The sequence below is a fragment of the Oerskovia sp. NPDC056781 genome (assembly GCF_042789955.1).
Taxonomy (GTDB): Bacteria; Actinomycetota; Actinomycetes; order Actinomycetales; family Cellulomonadaceae; genus Oerskovia; species Oerskovia rustica.
The window spans coordinates 1-14731 of sequence record NZ_JBHUAD010000090.1 but is presented as its reverse complement, the minus strand read 5'-3'; the positions used below and the strand labels follow the sequence as shown (position 1 = coordinate 14731).

The 14731-nt window shown below is 70.9% G+C and carries 15 protein-coding genes, 1 other RNA gene and 1 pseudogene; 16 read left to right on the top strand and 1 reads right to left on the bottom strand.

The window, feature by feature from the left end; all coding sequences use genetic code 11:
- Positions 1 to 1226 (bottom strand): aminotransferase class I/II-fold pyridoxal phosphate-dependent enzyme (locus ACFRCR_RS09885; RefSeq protein ID WP_377677158.1); only part of this gene is annotated, 1226 nt, incomplete at its 3' end.
- Positions 1227 to 1489: 263 nt separating this feature from the next.
- On the opposite strand from ACFRCR_RS09885, the gene ACFRCR_RS09880 reads away from it, so the two are divergent.
- The 16 genes and pseudogenes from ACFRCR_RS09880 (at position 1490) to ssrA (ending at position 14675) form a co-directional block, all read left to right on the top strand.
- Positions 1490 to 2737 (top strand): CpaF family protein, encoded by a 1248-nt coding sequence (locus ACFRCR_RS09880; RefSeq protein ID WP_377677156.1) that lies wholly within the window; start codon positions 1490 to 1492, stop codon positions 2735 to 2737.
- Position 2738: 1 nt separating this feature from the next.
- The gene (locus ACFRCR_RS09875; RefSeq protein ID WP_377677155.1) at positions 2739 to 3599 is read left to right on the top strand and encodes a type II secretion system F family protein; all 861 of its coding nucleotides are present in this window, start codon (positions 2739 to 2741) and stop codon (positions 3597 to 3599) included.
- The gene (locus ACFRCR_RS09870) at positions 3596 to 4537 is read left to right on the top strand and encodes a type II secretion system F family protein (RefSeq protein WP_377677153.1); all 942 of its coding nucleotides are present in this window, start codon (positions 3596 to 3598) and stop codon (positions 4535 to 4537) included. Before ACFRCR_RS09875 ends, ACFRCR_RS09870 begins: the two co-directional genes overlap by 4 nt.
- A 118-nt stretch (positions 4538 to 4655) precedes the next feature.
- Positions 4656 to 4847, top strand: a complete 192-nt coding sequence (locus tag ACFRCR_RS09865) for a hypothetical protein (RefSeq protein WP_377677160.1) — start codon at positions 4656 to 4658, stop codon at positions 4845 to 4847.
- The gene (locus ACFRCR_RS09860; RefSeq protein ID WP_377677151.1) at positions 4844 to 5266 is read left to right on the top strand and encodes a TadE/TadG family type IV pilus assembly protein; all 423 of its coding nucleotides are present in this window, start codon (positions 4844 to 4846) and stop codon (positions 5264 to 5266) included. Before ACFRCR_RS09865 ends, ACFRCR_RS09860 begins: the two co-directional genes overlap by 4 nt.
- Positions 5267 to 5364: 98 nt before the next feature.
- Entirely contained in the window at positions 5365 to 5826 is a 462-nt protein-coding gene (locus ACFRCR_RS09855; RefSeq protein WP_377677149.1) for a pilus assembly protein, read from the top strand.
- Positions 5823 to 6335, top strand: coding sequence for a pilus assembly protein TadG-related protein (locus ACFRCR_RS09850; RefSeq protein ID WP_377677147.1), 513 nt, complete (start codon positions 5823 to 5825; stop codon positions 6333 to 6335). The genes ACFRCR_RS09855 and ACFRCR_RS09850 overlap by 4 nt, the downstream gene beginning before the upstream one ends.
- A gap of 221 nt (positions 6336 to 6556) precedes the next feature.
- The gene (locus ACFRCR_RS09845) at positions 6557 to 7162 is read left to right on the top strand and encodes a hypothetical protein (RefSeq protein WP_377677145.1); all 606 of its coding nucleotides are present in this window, start codon (positions 6557 to 6559) and stop codon (positions 7160 to 7162) included.
- A 104-nt stretch (positions 7163 to 7266) separates the two neighbouring features.
- On the top strand, positions 7267 to 8505 hold the full coding sequence (locus ACFRCR_RS09840; RefSeq protein WP_377677143.1) for a WxL protein peptidoglycan domain-containing protein: 1239 nt from the start codon (positions 7267 to 7269) through the stop codon (positions 8503 to 8505).
- Positions 8506 to 8577: 72 nt separating this feature from the next.
- Complete coding sequence (prfB, locus tag ACFRCR_RS09835) at positions 8578 to 9690, top strand: peptide chain release factor 2 (protein ID WP_377677141.1); 1113 nt, start codon at positions 8578 to 8580, stop codon at positions 9688 to 9690.
- A 180-nt stretch (positions 9691 to 9870) separates the two neighbouring features.
- Positions 9871 to 10551, top strand: a pseudogene (gene ftsE / locus ACFRCR_RS09830) (cell division ATP-binding protein FtsE); the annotation flags it as partial.
- Positions 10552 to 10755: 204 nt separating this feature from the next.
- Positions 10756 to 11667, top strand: coding sequence for a permease-like cell division protein FtsX (gene ftsX / locus ACFRCR_RS09825; RefSeq protein WP_377677139.1), 912 nt, complete (start codon positions 10756 to 10758; stop codon positions 11665 to 11667).
- A gap of 1 nt (position 11668) precedes the next feature.
- Positions 11669 to 13039, top strand: coding sequence for a peptidoglycan DD-metalloendopeptidase family protein (locus ACFRCR_RS09820; protein ID WP_377677137.1), 1371 nt, complete (start codon positions 11669 to 11671; stop codon positions 13037 to 13039).
- Positions 13040 to 13156: 117 nt separating this feature from the next.
- Positions 13157 to 13627, top strand: a complete 471-nt coding sequence (gene smpB, locus ACFRCR_RS09815; RefSeq protein ID WP_030151535.1) for an SsrA-binding protein SmpB — start codon at positions 13157 to 13159, stop codon at positions 13625 to 13627.
- A gap of 136 nt (positions 13628 to 13763) precedes the next feature.
- Positions 13764 to 14177, top strand: coding sequence for a hypothetical protein (locus ACFRCR_RS09810; protein ID WP_191788878.1), 414 nt, complete (start codon positions 13764 to 13766; stop codon positions 14175 to 14177).
- A gap of 129 nt (positions 14178 to 14306) precedes the next feature.
- Positions 14307 to 14675: a transfer-messenger RNA gene (ssrA, locus tag ACFRCR_RS09805) on the top strand.
- Positions 14676 to 14731: the final 56 nt, after the last annotated feature.

Below are 14731 nucleotides of genomic sequence, written 5' to 3'. Positions count from 1 at the left end.
TCCTCGCGCTTGACGAACGTGAACCGGACCCGCGAGGCCAGGGCCTCCGCCGTCGTCGGGCCCGAGAGGTCCTCGTCGCCCGGTGACGCGGCGCAGAAGGCGCTCACGGGCACGCCCACGACGCCCGCCAGGGCAGGCAGGCGGCGGCACAGCTCGGTGCCGTCCTCGAAGCCCAGGGGCGCGCCGTCGGCGACCACGAAGTACGTGCCCCGCGGCACGACGACCTCGAAGCCCGCGGCCACCAGGCCCTCGCACAGCAGGTCACGGCGGGCAGCGAGGGACGCGGCCAGGGCGCGCGGTGCCTCGTCGTCGGCCAGGGCCTGCGCGATCGCGGGCTGGAACGGCGAGCCGGACGTGTACGTCAGGAACTGCTTGACCGTCCGCACCGCCTCCACGAGGTGCGCCGGGCCGTGCAGCCAGCCGATCTTCCAGCCCGTGAAGGAGAACGTCTTGCCGGCCGAGGAGATCGTGATCGTGCGCTCGGCCATGCCGGGCAGGGTCGCGACGGGCACGTGCACCGCGTCGTCGTACACGAGGTGCTCGTAGACCTCGTCCGTCACGACGACCGCGTCCACGGACCGCGCCGCGTCCGCGACCACCTCGAGCTCGGCGCGGGTCAGGACGGTCCCGGTCGGGTTGTGCGGCGTGTTGACCAGGATCAACCGCGTCCGCGGCCCGACGGCGGCGCGCACCTGCGCGGGATCGAGGCGGAAGCCGTCCGGGGTCGGGTGGAGCGGGACGCGCACGTGCGTCGCCCCGGCGAGCGCGATGCACGCCGCGTGCGAGTCGTAGAAGGGCTCCAGGGTCACGACCTCGTCGCCCGGACCCGCGAGGGCCAGGATCGTCGCGGCGAGCGCCTCGGTGGCCCCCGTGGTGACCAGGACCTCGGTGTCCGGGTCCAGGTCGAGCCCGTAGTGGCGGCGCTGGTGGTCCGCGACGGCCTGACGCAGCACGGGGATGCCCGTGCCCGGCGGGTACTGGTTGTGACCGTCCTCGATCGCACGGATCGCGGCCTCCTTGATCGCGTGCGGGCCGTCCACGTCCGGGAACCCCTGACCCAGGTTGATGGCCCCCGTGCGCAGCGCGAGGTTCGTCATCTCGGCGAAGATCGTGGAGGCCACCGAGCCGTCGGGGCGCAGCAGGCCCGTCGCGGCGGCCGCGGCGCGCCAGCGGCCGGGGACCTGGGGCTGGGCGGGACGGGGGACGGCGGGGGTGCTCGCGGACATGCGCCGACCCTATGCCGACCCGGTGCCGGGTGGGTGCCCGGCGGGGTGCGCACGCGCCGCATCTGCCCGGAACGAGCGGCGCGGTGACCACAATTCGGACATCCTCGGTCGTGCGAACGGCGAGATCCCGCGGATCGTGAACGGTTGTCCACAGGCTCGGTGCAGACCGGGCCCGTCGTGCCCTAGTCTCGGCGCGCAACCACCCCGCCGGGTGGTCGACTGCGCGGGGGGCGCGCAGGGACGCAGGGGAGCGTGGCACGACGATGAGCACCGCAGGCGTGGCGATCCTCGAGCGCGAGGTCCGCGAGCTGATCCGCCGCCGTGGCGTCGACCCGCTGCGCGACAAGGCGGGCATCGACCAGCTCGTCGCCGACGCACTGGCCGACTACGACACCCGGACCGCGCTGGGCGTCGTGCCCCCGCTCGCCGACGTCCCCGGCGCCGTACGGGCCGTGCTCGACGCCGTCGCGGGGCTCGGCCCCCTCCAGAAGTACCTCGACGACCCGGAGATCGAAGAGGTCTGGATCAACTCGCCCGCGCAGGTCTTCGTCGCGCGCGGCGGGAACGCCGAGCTCACCTCGACCATCCTCACGAGCGCCCAGGTCCGCGACCTCGTCGAGCAGATGCTCAAGTCTTCCGGTCGGCGCCTGGACCTCTCGAGCCCCTTCGTCGACGCCGCGCTGCCCGGGGGCGAACGTCTGCACGTGGTGATCCCGGACGTGACGCGCGAGCACTTCGCGGTGAACATCCGCAAGCACGTGGTGCGCGCCTCGCACCTGGAGCACCTGGTGCGTCTCGGTTCGCTGACGCCGCACGCCGCGGCATTCCTGCACGCCTCGGTCAGGGCCGGCCTCAACGTCCTCGTGGCGGGCGCCACGCAGGCAGGAAAGACCACCATGCTCAACGCGCTCGCCGGGTCGATCCCCTCCCACGAGAGGGTCATCACGTGCGAGGAGGTGTTCGAGCTGCGCTTCGCGGTGCGCGACATCGTCTCGATGCAGTGCCGTCAGCCCAGCCTCGAGGGCACGGGGGAGATCCCGCTGCGGCGGCTGGTCAAGGAGGCGCTGCGCATGCGGCCCGACCGGATCGTCATCGGCGAGGTGCGTGAGGCGGAGAGCTTCGATCTGCTCGTCGCGCTGAACGCCGGCGTCCCCGGGATGTGCACGATCCACGCGAACTCGGCCCGTGAGGCGATCTCCAAGATGTGCACCCTGCCGCTGCTGGCCGGGGAGAACGTCTCGGACCGCTTCGTCGTCCCGACCGTGGCGGGTGCGGTCGACGTCGTGGTCCACCTGGACGTGACCGCGGACGGGCGCCGACAGGTCCGGGAGGTCGTCGGGGTCCCGGGCCGCGTGGAGCAGGGGGTGGTCGAGACCTCTGCCCTCTTCCACCGGGTCGGGGGGAGTCTCGTGCGCGGCGACGGCTTCCCGCCGGCGGAGGACCGGTTCGCACGGGCCGGGATCGACCTCGCGGCGCTCATGGTCGGCCCGCGAGCGGGAGAGGGCCGCTGACATGGGCGTCATGGTGGGCCTGCTGCTCGGGGCCGGGGTGTTCTGCGTGTGGTGGGCCTGGTGGGAGCCGAGCGCTGGCCCGCCCCGTCGGACCGACGGCTGGTCGGCGAGGACGCAGGACCTCCTGGTGCTCGCCGGCGCACCGACGGTCACCCCGCGTGCGCTGGTCGGTGCGAGTGCGGCGCTCGGGGTCTTCGTCCTGCTGGTGGTGGTCACGCTCACCCGGGCGCTGCCGGTCGCCGCGTGCTTCGCGTCGATGGCAGCCGCCGCACCTCTTGCGCTCGTGCGTTCGCGTGCCCGACGGCGGCGCTCGAGCCTGCGGGACGTGTGGCCGGAGGTCGTGGACCACCTCGCGTCGGGGGTGCGTGCAGGGCTCTCGCTGCCGGAGGCGGTGGGGCAGCTCGGGGAGAGGGGCCCGGTCGAGCTGCGCGAGCCGTTCGCGCGCTTCGCCCAGGACTTCCGGGCGACCGGGCGGTTCACCGACTGCCTCGACGCGCTCAAGGCGCGGTTGGCAGATCCCGTCGCGGACCGCATCGTCGAGGCCCTGCGCATGACGAGAGAGGTGGGCGGCACGGATCTCGGCAAGCTCCTGCGCACGCTGGCGATCTTCCTGCGTGAGGACGCCAGGACCCGAGGAGAGCTCGAGGCGCGGCAGTCGTGGACGGTGAACGGCGCCCGACTCGCCGTGGCCGGACCGTGGGTCGTCCTTGCGCTCCTGGCCACGCGACCCGAGACGGCCCAGGCCTACAGCTCCCTCCAGGGGGCCGTGGTGCTCGGCGGTGGTGCGCTCACCTCGGTGGTCGCCTACCAGCTCATGCGACGTATCGGGCGGCTGCCCGAGGAAGTGCGGGTCCTGCGATGAGCGGTACCGAGGTGTCGTGGCTCGGCGTCGTCGCAGGAGCGATGCTCGGGTGCGGGCTTCTCGTCGTCCTGACACGCCTGCGCGCGCGGCGGATCCGCCTGGACGAACGTGTCGGCCCCTACCTGCGGGTGCTCGGGACGTCGTCGTCGCTGCTGCAGGAGTCGCCGGCGCGGTCGCCCTTCCCCTCCCTCGACCGTCTCGTCGGCCCGTGGCTGACCGAGGTCGGGAAGGGCCTCGAGAGATTCGGGTCGACCCGCGCGGTGCTCCGCCGACGCCTCGACCAGGCGGGGCGTCCCGAGAGCGTCGACCAGTTCCGCGCGCAACAGGTCGTGTGGGCCGTGCTCGGCCTGGTCGGCGGGTTGCTGGTCGCCCTGCTCCTGGCCGCGACCAGGGGATCGTCGCCCGTGGTTCTCGCCGCTCTCGTCGCCTTCTGCGGACTCGGCGGCCTCCTCGGCTGCGACCACCGGCTCGCGCGCCAGGTCACGCGGCGCGAGGAACGCATGCTCATGGAGTTCCCGACGGTCGCCGAGCTCCTCGCGCTGTCCGTCGGGGCCGGAGAGGGACCCGTCGCGGCGATGGAGCGCGTCGCGACCACGGCCCGCGGTGAGCTGTCGGCAGAGCTCGCGCTGACGCTCTCGATGGTCCGCTCAGGCGTGCCGTTGGCACGTGCGCTCGAAGCACTGGCGGACCGGACCGCGTTGACGAGCCTGACCCGCTTCGCCGAAGGGGTCGCCGTGGCGGTCGAGCGGGGGACCCCGCTCGCGGACGTCCTGCGCGCCCAGGCGCAGGACGTGCGGGAGGCGGGCCGTCGGGCGCTCATGGAGTCGGGCGGCCGCAAGGAGGTCCTCATGATGGTCCCCGTGGTCTTCCTGATCCTTCCCGTGACCGTCTGCTTCGCGATCTATCCGTCGGTCGTGACCCTGCGGATCGGCCTCTGAGCGGACGACCGACACCCGCGCACCGGACGAACGACGACCTACCCTGCCCATGACCTGCGAAGACGACCTGGACCACGGCCGCGCACGAACGACGCGGTCGACCGACCGAGGGAGCATGATGACGAGACGAACGACGACCTTGACCGGGCGGGTCCGGCAGCGCCTGGGGGCGCCGGAGCGGGGCGACGTCCCCGGCTGGGTCCTGGTGACCTTGATGACCGCAGGCCTGGTGATCGCCCTGTGGGCCGTCGCCGGCCCGGCGCTCACCGAGACCTTCACGAAGGCGATCAGCAGCGTCGGCGGTCCGTGAGCCACGTGCGCGGACGACGCGTCCAGGCCACTGGTCGGGCCGTTCCCGTGCGGGACGGCGGCTCGGCCGTCGTGGACTTCGTCCTGGTCTCCGTGATCCTGCTCGCCCTTTTCCTGGGAGTCCTCCAGGTGGTCCTCGCGTTGCACGTGCGGGCGATAGTGATCGACAGCGCGGCCGAGGGTGCACGGCTCGCAGGCCGGGCCGACCGGACCACGGCGGACGGTGCCGCGCGCACGCGCACCCTGATCGACGCGGCGCTCTCCGAGCGGTTCGCGCAGGACGTCTCGGCGCGAGAGGTCGACCACGACGGGTTGCGTGTCGTGGAGGTGACGGTGACCTTTCCGCTGCCCGTCGTCGGGCTGCTCGGCCCGTTGGGCGTCGTCACGGTGGACGGACACGCGCTGAAGGAGGAGCAGTGAGCAGGCGCGGGGGCGCCGTGGCTCGCCAGCACGACGGGACGGGTCCGACCGGTCGGTCTCTGCAGAGGGTGCGGTCTCGTGTCGCGGACGGTGCTCTCGTGGGACGTCGCAAGAGCTCTCGCACGGTCGGCGAGGAGGGCAACGCGATCGTCGAGTTCCTCGGGGCCGCGCTGCTCCTCCTGCTGCCCGTGATGTACCTCGCGCTGACGCTCGGACGGATCCAGGCGGCGACCTTCGCGGTCGAGGGTGCCGCGAAGGAGTCGGCTCGTGCCTTCGTCACGGCCGACTCGGTCGCGCAGGGCGAGGCACGTGCGGGTGTTGCGGTCTCCCTGGCGCTCGCGGACCAGGGATTCACGGACGTCCGACCTGCCGACGTGCTGTCGATCTCGTGCTCGGGCTCCCGTTGCCTCGATCCCGGCAGCGAGGTCGCCACGATCGTGCGCTACGACGTCCCTCTCCCGTTCGTGCCGCCGGGCGTCCGCTCGTGGGTGCCGTTGTCCGTCCCGGTCGAGGCGGCCCACGTCTCCTCCGTGGACCGGTACGCGGGGGCTCGCCAGTGAGGGGCCGCGGTCGTCCGCCGCTGCCGACGTCGCGTGGAGGCTGCGGTGCTGGCGCCCGGGCAGACGGGGACAGCGGCCAGATCCTGCTCCTCACGAGCGCCTTCGTCGCGTTCGCGCTCCTGCTCGTGACCGTCATGGTCTCGGCGACGGGGGTCCACCTCGACCGCAAGCGGCTTCTCGACGTGGCGGACTCCGCCGCGATCGACGCAGCCGACTCGATGAGCGAGGACACCTTCTACGAGGGGCACGTGCCCGCCCCCCAGGAGCAGGCGGTGCTCCGGCTCAGCGACGCGGAGGTGCGTGCCTCGGTCGAGGAGTTCCTGGGGGCGCATCCCGAGATGCTGGACGACCTGCATGCTGTCACCATCGTCGAGGCGTCGACGCCCGACGGACGGACCGTACAGGTCCGTCTGGCCGGGTTGTCCCGCCCGGTCCTCGTCACCTGGGTGACCCAGCTGTGGTCGGACGGGATCCTCGTACGGGCCGGGTCAAGCGCACGGGCTTGGTGAGTCCCGAGGGTCGGTGGTACTCATGACCATCCGGTGAACACGGGCGGCGCTAGGTGACCAAGTACGTTCACTTTCTTAACGAACCATGCAACTTTTGTCTGATGACTGACAAAACAAGGGTTCGCCGCTATGGTGATCCGGTCCGACACCCTCCAACGACGGAGACTTACATGAACGCACGTGCAAGGAAGCAGTGGATTGCCGGCGGAGCACTCGGTGCGATGCTTCTCGGAACCGTCGCGATGGCCTCCGGGGCCGCCGCCGACGAGGTGACCCACGGTGAGGAGGACGTCCAGATCCAGGTCGCCGTCACGCCGGTCGGAGCGCTCGCGCTCAACGTCGCCAACCCGTCCGTCACGCTCGGCGAGACGACCGACGACGACATCTGGGCCGCCGGGAACCGTGAGTTCACGGGTCTCCTCGACGGCATCAGCGTCACCGACGACCGCAACGACGTGGGTGCGGACGCGAGCTGGACCGTCACGGGCCAGGTCAGCAGCTTCACCGCCGCAGGACTGCCGGAGATCGACTCCTCCAACCTCGGGTGGGTCCCCGAGCTGGCGAACCCGATCCCCGGTGACTTCAACGTCACGCCCGGCCAGCCGATCGCCGGCGAGCTCCAGGAGGTCCCCGCGGGCGAGGGCCCCGGTGGCGACTGGCTCACGGGCGGCGTCCAGGTCGGTGACCTCCTGGTGTCGAGCGGCTCGTCGCTCGAGGCCAAGGGGCAGTCGTTCGGCGTCAAGGCCGGCCTGAACCTCACGGTCCCGAAGGGCACGCCCTCCGGTGCGTACGCGTCGACGCTGACGCTCACGCTCATGGAGAGCTGACAGCTCGACCCGAGTCACGGACGGTGACGACGCAGGGCCGGCGGATCTCCGTCGGCCCTGTACCGTCTCCGGAGCAGCAACCCGTTCGAGGAAGACCGGAAGTCGTGGTGAGCAAGGACATGAAGAAGGCACGTGAGGCAGGACCTCGACCGACGAGGCGGACCGTCGCCAGGCTCCGTACGGGGCTCGCGGCCCTGGGCGCCCTGGCGTTCACCCTGGTCGGCGTCGTCGGAGCGGCCCACGCGAGCGCCCCCGATCCCGACAGCTTCCGGTTCTCCGTCACCACGGCGTCGTCCGAGGGCCCCGACGACCGCCGGATCTTCGACTTCGTCGCAGAACCCGGCGCCCAGATCCAGGATCAGGTCGCCGTCTCGAACCACGGCCCGGCCCCGGTGACGTTCGCCATGGTCACGAACGACGGCATCTTCACCCCCACGGGGAGCTTCGACATCCGGACGTCCGACCAGGAGCCGCAGGACTCCGGCGGCTGGTTCGAGGTCCAGCCGAGCGTGGAGGTCCCCGCAGGCGAGACCGTCATCGTGCCGTTCACCATCACGGTGCCCGAGAACGTGACGCCCGGCGACCACCCCGCCGGCATCGTCGCGACGGTCACGACGGCGGCCTCCGCATCGGGGCCCGGGGTCGGCGTGGAGAGCCGGGTCGGCGTACGCGTCAACCTGCGGGTCCCGGGGGAGGTCGTGCCCTCGATCGCGCTCGACGGCGTCACCGCGACCTACACGCCGTCGTGGAACCCGTTCGCCCCGGGCGACGTCCGGGTGTCCTACGAGGTGACCAACGACGGGAACCTGCGGGTCGCCGGGGACCAGACGATCACGGCGTCCGGCCCGTTCGGCATCGGCGCCTCGACCCTGGATCGCGGTGTCGAGGGGATCAAGGAGCTCATCCCCGGCACCTCGCGCTCGACGGCGGCGACGATCGGTGGGATCTGGCCCGTCGGACCTGTCACGACCGAGGTCGTCGTGACTCCCGCACTGGTCGCGACCGAGGGTGAGGCCGGCGGGGCGATCGACGTCCCCGCGGCGGACCTGCGTCCTGTCACGGTCACCGTGACGACCTGGGCGATCCCCTGGGTCCACCTGCTCCTCCTCGCGGTGGTCGCGCTCGTCGTGATCGGGGTGCGGGACAACCGTCGTCGGCGCACCCAGCGTCTGGACGCTCTCCTGGCGAAGGCGCGCGCCGAGGGCCGGGCCGCGGCGGCCGCCGAGCCCGGCCCCGAGCCCGGCGCCGACGCCGTCTCCGCGCCCGGCGATCCTGCACCCAGCGCACCCGACGCCCTCGCCGAGCCCGCCCAGGGGACCCGAGCGCCGTCGTCGGGCGGCTGACGGAGGCACCGCAGGCGCGCACCCGCGGGACCGGGCCGTACGGGTCGCCGTCGTCGCGTAACCTTGAGGACCGTGGCCACCATCGACTTCCCGCACGAGATCCGCGCCCTCCGATCGACGCTCGACACCATCAGCGCCGTGAGCGACCCCGACGCCCTGCGCGTCCAGATCGCCGAGCTGTCGGACAAGGCGTCGGCGCCGGACCTGTGGGACGACCCGGACGCCGCGCAGAAGGTCACGACGGCCCTCTCGCAGACGCAGTCCGAGCTCGACCGCATCACGAACATGAGCGACCGGATCGACGACCTGGAGACGCTCGTCGAGATGGCCACGGAGGACAACGGCGACGCCGAGACTCTTGCCGAGGCGGCCTCCGAGCTCGAGCTGATCCGCAAGGACCTGGGGGTGCTCGAGGTCAAGACGCTGCTCTCGGGCGAGTACGACGCGCGTGAGGCCGTCGTGACGATCCGCTCCGGTGCGGGCGGCGTCGACGCCGCCGACTTCGCCGAGATGCTCATGCGCATGTACCTGCGCTGGGCCGAGCGTCACGGCTACCCGACCCAGGTCCTCGACACGTCGTACGCCGAGGAGGCTGGGCTCAAGTCCGCGACGTTCGAGGTCAAGGCGCCCTACGCGTTCGGGCACCTGTCGGTCGAGGCCGGCACGCACCGTCTCGTGCGCATCTCGCCGTTCGACAACCAGGGTCGCCGGCAGACGTCCTTCGCCGCGGTCGAGGTCATCCCGCTCATCGAGCAGACGGACTCGGTCGAGATCCCCGAGTCCGAGATCAAGGTCGACGTGTTCCGCTCGTCGGGCCCCGGCGGGCAGTCCGTCAACACGACGGACTCGGCCGTGCGCATGACCCACATCCCCACGGGGATCGTCGTCTCGATGCAGAACGAGAAGTCGCAGATCCAGAACCGCGCCGCGGCCCTGCGCGTGCTCCAGTCGCGCCTGCTCCTGCAGCGCCAGGCCGAGGAGAACGCCGCCAAGAAGGCCATGGCGGGCGACATCAAGGCGAGCTGGGGCGACCAGATGCGCTCCTACGTCCTGCACCCGTACCAGATGGTCAAGGACCTGCGGACCGAGTACGAGGTCGGCAACACCTCGGGGGTGTTCGACGGCGACATCGACGGCTTCATCGAGGCCGGGATCCGGTGGCGCCGCAGCGCTGACCAGGACTGACGCCCGGGCCCGGACCTCGCGTCCCGGCCCCTGCGTGGTCCGGGGTGAAACCTCCCGCCAGGGTGCCCGATACGGACGTACCCGGCGTGTCAGCGGTGTCAGGACTTTCGGGCGTGCCTACTCTCGTGGGCGACCAGCGAACACTTTTCGCTTCCCCCAACGAGAGACTGGTCAACCCCTGTGATCCGTTTTGAGAACGTCTCGAAGGTCTACGCCCGTGGCGCCAGACCTGCCCTGAACGGCATGTCCGCCGAGATCGAGCGCGGAGAGTTCGTCTTCCTGGTCGGTGCGTCCGGCTCCGGGAAGTCGACGTGCCTGCGGCTCGCCCTGCGTGAGGAGCGGCCCACCCAGGGCAAGGTCTTCGTGGCCGGGCGCGACCTGTCGACCCTGTCGAGCTGGAAGGTCCCGTCGCTGCGCCGGCAGATCGGCGTCGTGTTCCAGGACTTCCGGCTGCTGCAGAACAAGACGGTCTTCGAGAACGTGGCGTTCGCGCTCCAGGTGACGGGCAAGCCGCGCCACATGATCGCCGTGACGGTCCCCGAGGTCCTCGAGACGGTCGGTCTGCAGGGCAAGGAGAAGCGCCGCCCGCACGAGCTCTCGGGTGGTGAGCAGCAGCGCGTCGCGATCGCGCGCGCCTTCGTCAACCGGCCCTCGATCCTGCTCGCGGACGAGCCGACCGGGAACCTCGACCCCAACACCTCGCTGGGGATCATGAACCTCCTGTCGCGCATCAACGCCACGGGCACGACGGTCGTCATGGCCACGCACGACTCCGGCTTCGTCAACCAGATGCGTCAGCGGGTCATCGAGCTCTCGAACGGGGTCGTGCTCCGCGACCAGAAGGACGGTGTCTACGGCGCGGGGGTCCCCATGCCCGACGACGACGCGCTCCGTGCGCCCACCGGTCACCTCGCGGAGCGGCCGTGGTCACCCCCCGTCGAGGTGCGCCCTGTACCCGCGATCGAGCGCCCCGCGCAGGTCGAGGCGGCCCCGGCGGGCACGACCCAGGGGTCGGCCGCGAGCTCGACGCAGATGCAGCAGTCCGGCCGGGGGGAGTGGTAGCAGGTGCGTGCCCAGTTCATCCTCGCCGAGATCGGTGCAGGCCTTCGTCGCAACCTCGCGATGACCATCTCGGTCGTCCTCGTGACCTTCGTGTCCTTGACCTTCGTCGGTGCCTCCGCCCTCCTCCAGCTGCAGATCGACAAGCTCAAGGACGACTGGTACGACCGGGTCGAGGTCTCCGTCTTCCTGTGTCCCATCGACTCCCCGAACCCGACGTGCGCCGGCGGCGAGGCATCGCCCGAGCAGATCGACTCGCTCGAGGCGCTGTTCGGCAGCGAGCTCGGCGACGAGGTCCAGACCGTCTTCTTCGAGTCGAAGGAGGACGCGTTCGCGGCCTTCCAGGAGCGCTTCCCCGACGGGTACAACGGGACGCAGCTGACGGTCGACGACATGCAGGCCTCGTTCCGCCTCAAGCTCTCCAACCCGGAGAACTACGAGGTCGTCAACGACGTCGTCACCGGACGGCCGGGCGTCGAAGGGGTCGAGGACCAGCGTCGGATCTTCGACTCGCTCTTCCTGGCGCTCAACCGTGCCTCGCTCATGGCCGGTGGCCTCGCCGTCGTGATGATGCTCGCCGCGGTGCTCCTCATCACCACGACGATCCGTCTGTCGGCCATGAGCCGTCAGCGCGAGACCGAGATCATGAAGCTCGTCGGGGCGTCCAAGCTGTTCATCCAGCTGCCGTTCATCCTCGAGGGGGCGATCGCCGCGGTGGTCGGCGCGTTCCTCGCGGTCGGGGGCCTCTGGCTCGGGGTCAAGTACCTCGTGACGGACTGGCTCCAGAGCTCGGTGAGCTGGATCGCCTACATCTCCGAGGCGGACGTGCTGCGCATCGCGCCGCTGCTCCTCCTCATCGCATTCGTCCTGGCGGCCATCTCCTCGGTCGTCACGCTCAGCCGATACACGAGGGTGTGACATGTCCCAGCTGACCCGACGCCTCGCCGCGGGCGGAACCGCGCTGCTCCTTCTCCTGGGAACCGCTGTCGCCGCGACGGCCGACGACCTGGACGACCAGCGGGCGGCCGCGGAACGTCGACAGAGCCAGGCGCTCAAGGACCGCGAAGGTCTCGAGTCGCAGCTCGAAGGTACCGACGCGGAACTCGCCCAGGCGATCCTCGACCTGCAGACCATCGAGGGTCGTCTCCCGGTGGCACAGGCAGAGCTCGACACGGCCACGGCCGAGCTCGAGCGCACCCAGCGCGAGGCCGCGCAGCTCGAGGTGCGTCTCCAGGACGCTCAGGCCGAGGAAGAGGCCATCAGCCTCGACATCCAGGAGTCCGCGGGCAAGGCGAGCTCGGCCAAGTCGAGCATCGCCGAGATGGCACGCCAGGCCTACCGGGGACAGGGGGAGGTCAGCGGGCTCGGCATCGTGACCGGGGCGCAGAGCACCGAGGACTTCATCGAGCAGTATGCGATGTCGACGACCGCGGCCCGCACGCAGGCCCGGACCCTCACGGACCTCCAGGAGGCCGAGTCGATCGCACGCAACCGGGAGGCCCGGCTGACCGCGATCCGCGAGACGATCGCGGACCTGAAGGTCCAGGCCGACGAGAACGTCGTCGCGGCCGATGCGGCGCGGACGGCGGCGGCCGACCGCAAGGCCGAGATCGAGGGACTGATCGTCGAGCAGCAGGCGAAGCAGGCGACGATCGAGTCGCGCAAGGAGGCCGCGATCGCCCAGATGGCGGCCAACGAGCAGGCGCAGGCGGCTCTGACGACCGAGCTCCAGGGCATCATCGCGGCCCAGACCGAGCGAGACCGGAAGGCCGCCGAGGAGGCGGCCAAGCAGCCGCCGCCCGCCACGGGCGGCGGGTCCGGTGGTGGTGGCGGCTCCGGCGGCGGCTCCGGTGGTGGCGGCGGAGGTGGGGGCGGGGGCGCCTCGACCGGCAAGTTCCTGTCCTACCCGACCGCCGTCCCGCACATCACCTCTCGCTACGGGATGCGCCAGCACCCGGTGCTGCCGAACACGTACCGGCTGCACGCGGGCACCGACTTCCGCGCCTACTGCGGCACCCCGATCTATGCCGCGGCGGGAGGCACGGTCCTGTTCGCCCGGCCCTACGGCGGCCTCGGCAACCAGGTGATGATCAACCACGGCACCGTCAACGGGTCGAACCTCATGACGAGCTACAACCACCTGTCGAGGTTCGCCGTCCGAGCGGGCCAGAGCGTCTCGAAGGGCACGCTCGTCGGGTACTCGGGCACGACGGGCACCAGCCAGGCCTGCCACCTGCACTTCGAGGTGTACGTCAACGGCGGGACGGTCGACCCGGAGAGCATGCTCTGACGTAAAGACCTACGGGTGGCGGGCCGAACTCGCGTAACCTGGGACGTCGCGCCGTACGGCGCGGGTGGGCCCGTCCTGGGCGCACCACGGAGCTCGAGCAGATCGGAAGATGCCCTCATGGCGAAGGAGACTGGCCGCAAGATCATCGCCAGCAACCGCAAGGCCCGCCATGACTATCTGATCGTCGACGTGTTCGAGGCCGGGCTCGTCCTGAGCGGCACCGAGGTCAAGGCGCTGCGGCAGGGCCGGGCCTCGCTGCTCGACGGCTACGTGGCCGTCGACGGCGGCGAGGCCTGGCTCGAGAACGTGCACATCCAGGAGTACTCGCAGGGGACGTGGAACAACCACGCTCCCCGCCGCAAGCGCAAGCTGCTGCTGCACAAGGACGAGATCCTGCGGCTCGAGGCGAAGTCCCGCGAGAAGGGATACACGATCGTGCCGCTCTCGCTGTACTTCCTCGACGGCCGTGCGAAGGTCGAGATCGCGCTCGCGCAGGGAAAGCGGGAGTACGACAAGCGTCAGGCGCTGCGCGAGCAGCAGGACAACCGCGAGGCGCAGCGCGCGATGCGCCACAGGCAGAACCGGTGACCTGCGTGCGGGGGTGAGCGACGTCGTCGGGCGCCGTGGGCCGAGAGGTGACGGCGCTCGGCGGGTGGGCGTGCATCCGGCTGCCCGACGACGTAGCGTCGCAGGGTAGTCGTCGTCACCTTGCCGAGGAGGCCCCGTGGTCAAGCTCCGTCAGTACATCCCGCGCGTCGCAGCAGGCGCATTCATCCTCAACTCGGGGCTCACCAAGCGGGGCGCCGACGAGGCGACCGCGCAGGGGATCCATGGGATGGCCGCCGGGACGTTCCCGTTCCTCGAGGACCAGGACCCCGTGCAGTTCACCAAGGCGCTCTCCACGACCGAGATCGCGCTGGGCACTGCGCTGCTCGTGCCGTTCGTGCCGACCGGTGTGGTCGCGCTCGGGCTGGGCGCCTTCTCCGCGGGGCTCGTCTCGATGTACCTCAAGACGCCCGGGATGACCGAGCAGGACGGGATCCGGCCGACCCCGCAGGGGATCGGGCTCGCCAAGGACGTCTTCCTGCTGGGGATCGCCGGCGGGCTTCTCGTCGACGCGCTGAGCCGCAAGAAGTAGCGCCGGAAATACGGTCGCCCACGGTGGTGTTGATCCCGTAGGCTGGTACCACTGACCCGGTGTCGAACCGGACGGACGCCGCAGGCGGACGGACGGGGTGGTGCTCGGCCGGTGATTGACAACTGCACAGGGGGTGATCGGTTTCGACGGTGGTCGTGCTTCGAGGAGAAGCGGGCCGAGGATGCAGACTTATCTCGTAAACGACGTCTGCAAACCAATAGGTGCCGATTCCAAGCGCACCGACTTCGCACTCGCCGCCTGAGCGAGTCTTCGAAGTCCGTCAGCCCGGGGTTGCTCTCGCCCCGGTTCCTGGCGTCAGCTAGAGAGCCACTGCTTACGACGTTCGTCATCGGCGGCGTAGGGACTCTTAGATGACTGAGCCCGTCAGCACCTTGTCTGTGTGAGTGCTGGGGCCGAGAAAATCAACAGCAGACTGCGCCCGGAGAAGTCCTGGATTTGCGCCACCGGACCGGGGTTCGATTCCCCGCACCTCCACCACGTCGCCCTCGGGCGGCGCATCACCCCAGTTGTCACGACGAAGGGCCGCCCCACGG

Bases quoted from the DNA above. Each gene is read 5' to 3' on its own strand.
- ACFRCR_RS09880 (WP_377677156.1), top strand. From the start codon at position 1,490: ATGAGCACCGCAGGCGTGGCGATCCTCGAGCGCGAGGTCCGCGAGCTG.
- ACFRCR_RS09875 (WP_377677155.1), top strand. From the start codon at position 2,739: ATGGGCGTCATGGTGGGCCTGCTGCTCGGGGCCGGGGTGTTCTGCGTG.
- ACFRCR_RS09870 (WP_377677153.1), top strand. From the start codon at position 3,596: ATGAGCGGTACCGAGGTGTCGTGGCTCGGCGTCGTCGCAGGAGCGATG.
- ACFRCR_RS09865 (WP_377677160.1), top strand. From the start codon at position 4,656: ATGACGAGACGAACGACGACCTTGACCGGGCGGGTCCGGCAGCGCCTG.
- ACFRCR_RS09845 (WP_377677145.1), top strand. From the start codon at position 6,557: ATGCTTCTCGGAACCGTCGCGATGGCCTCCGGGGCCGCCGCCGACGAG.
- ACFRCR_RS09820 (WP_377677137.1), top strand. From the start codon at position 11,669: ATGTCCCAGCTGACCCGACGCCTCGCCGCGGGCGGAACCGCGCTGCTC.
- smpB (WP_030151535.1), top strand. From the start codon at position 13,157: ATGGCGAAGGAGACTGGCCGCAAGATCATCGCCAGCAACCGCAAGGCC.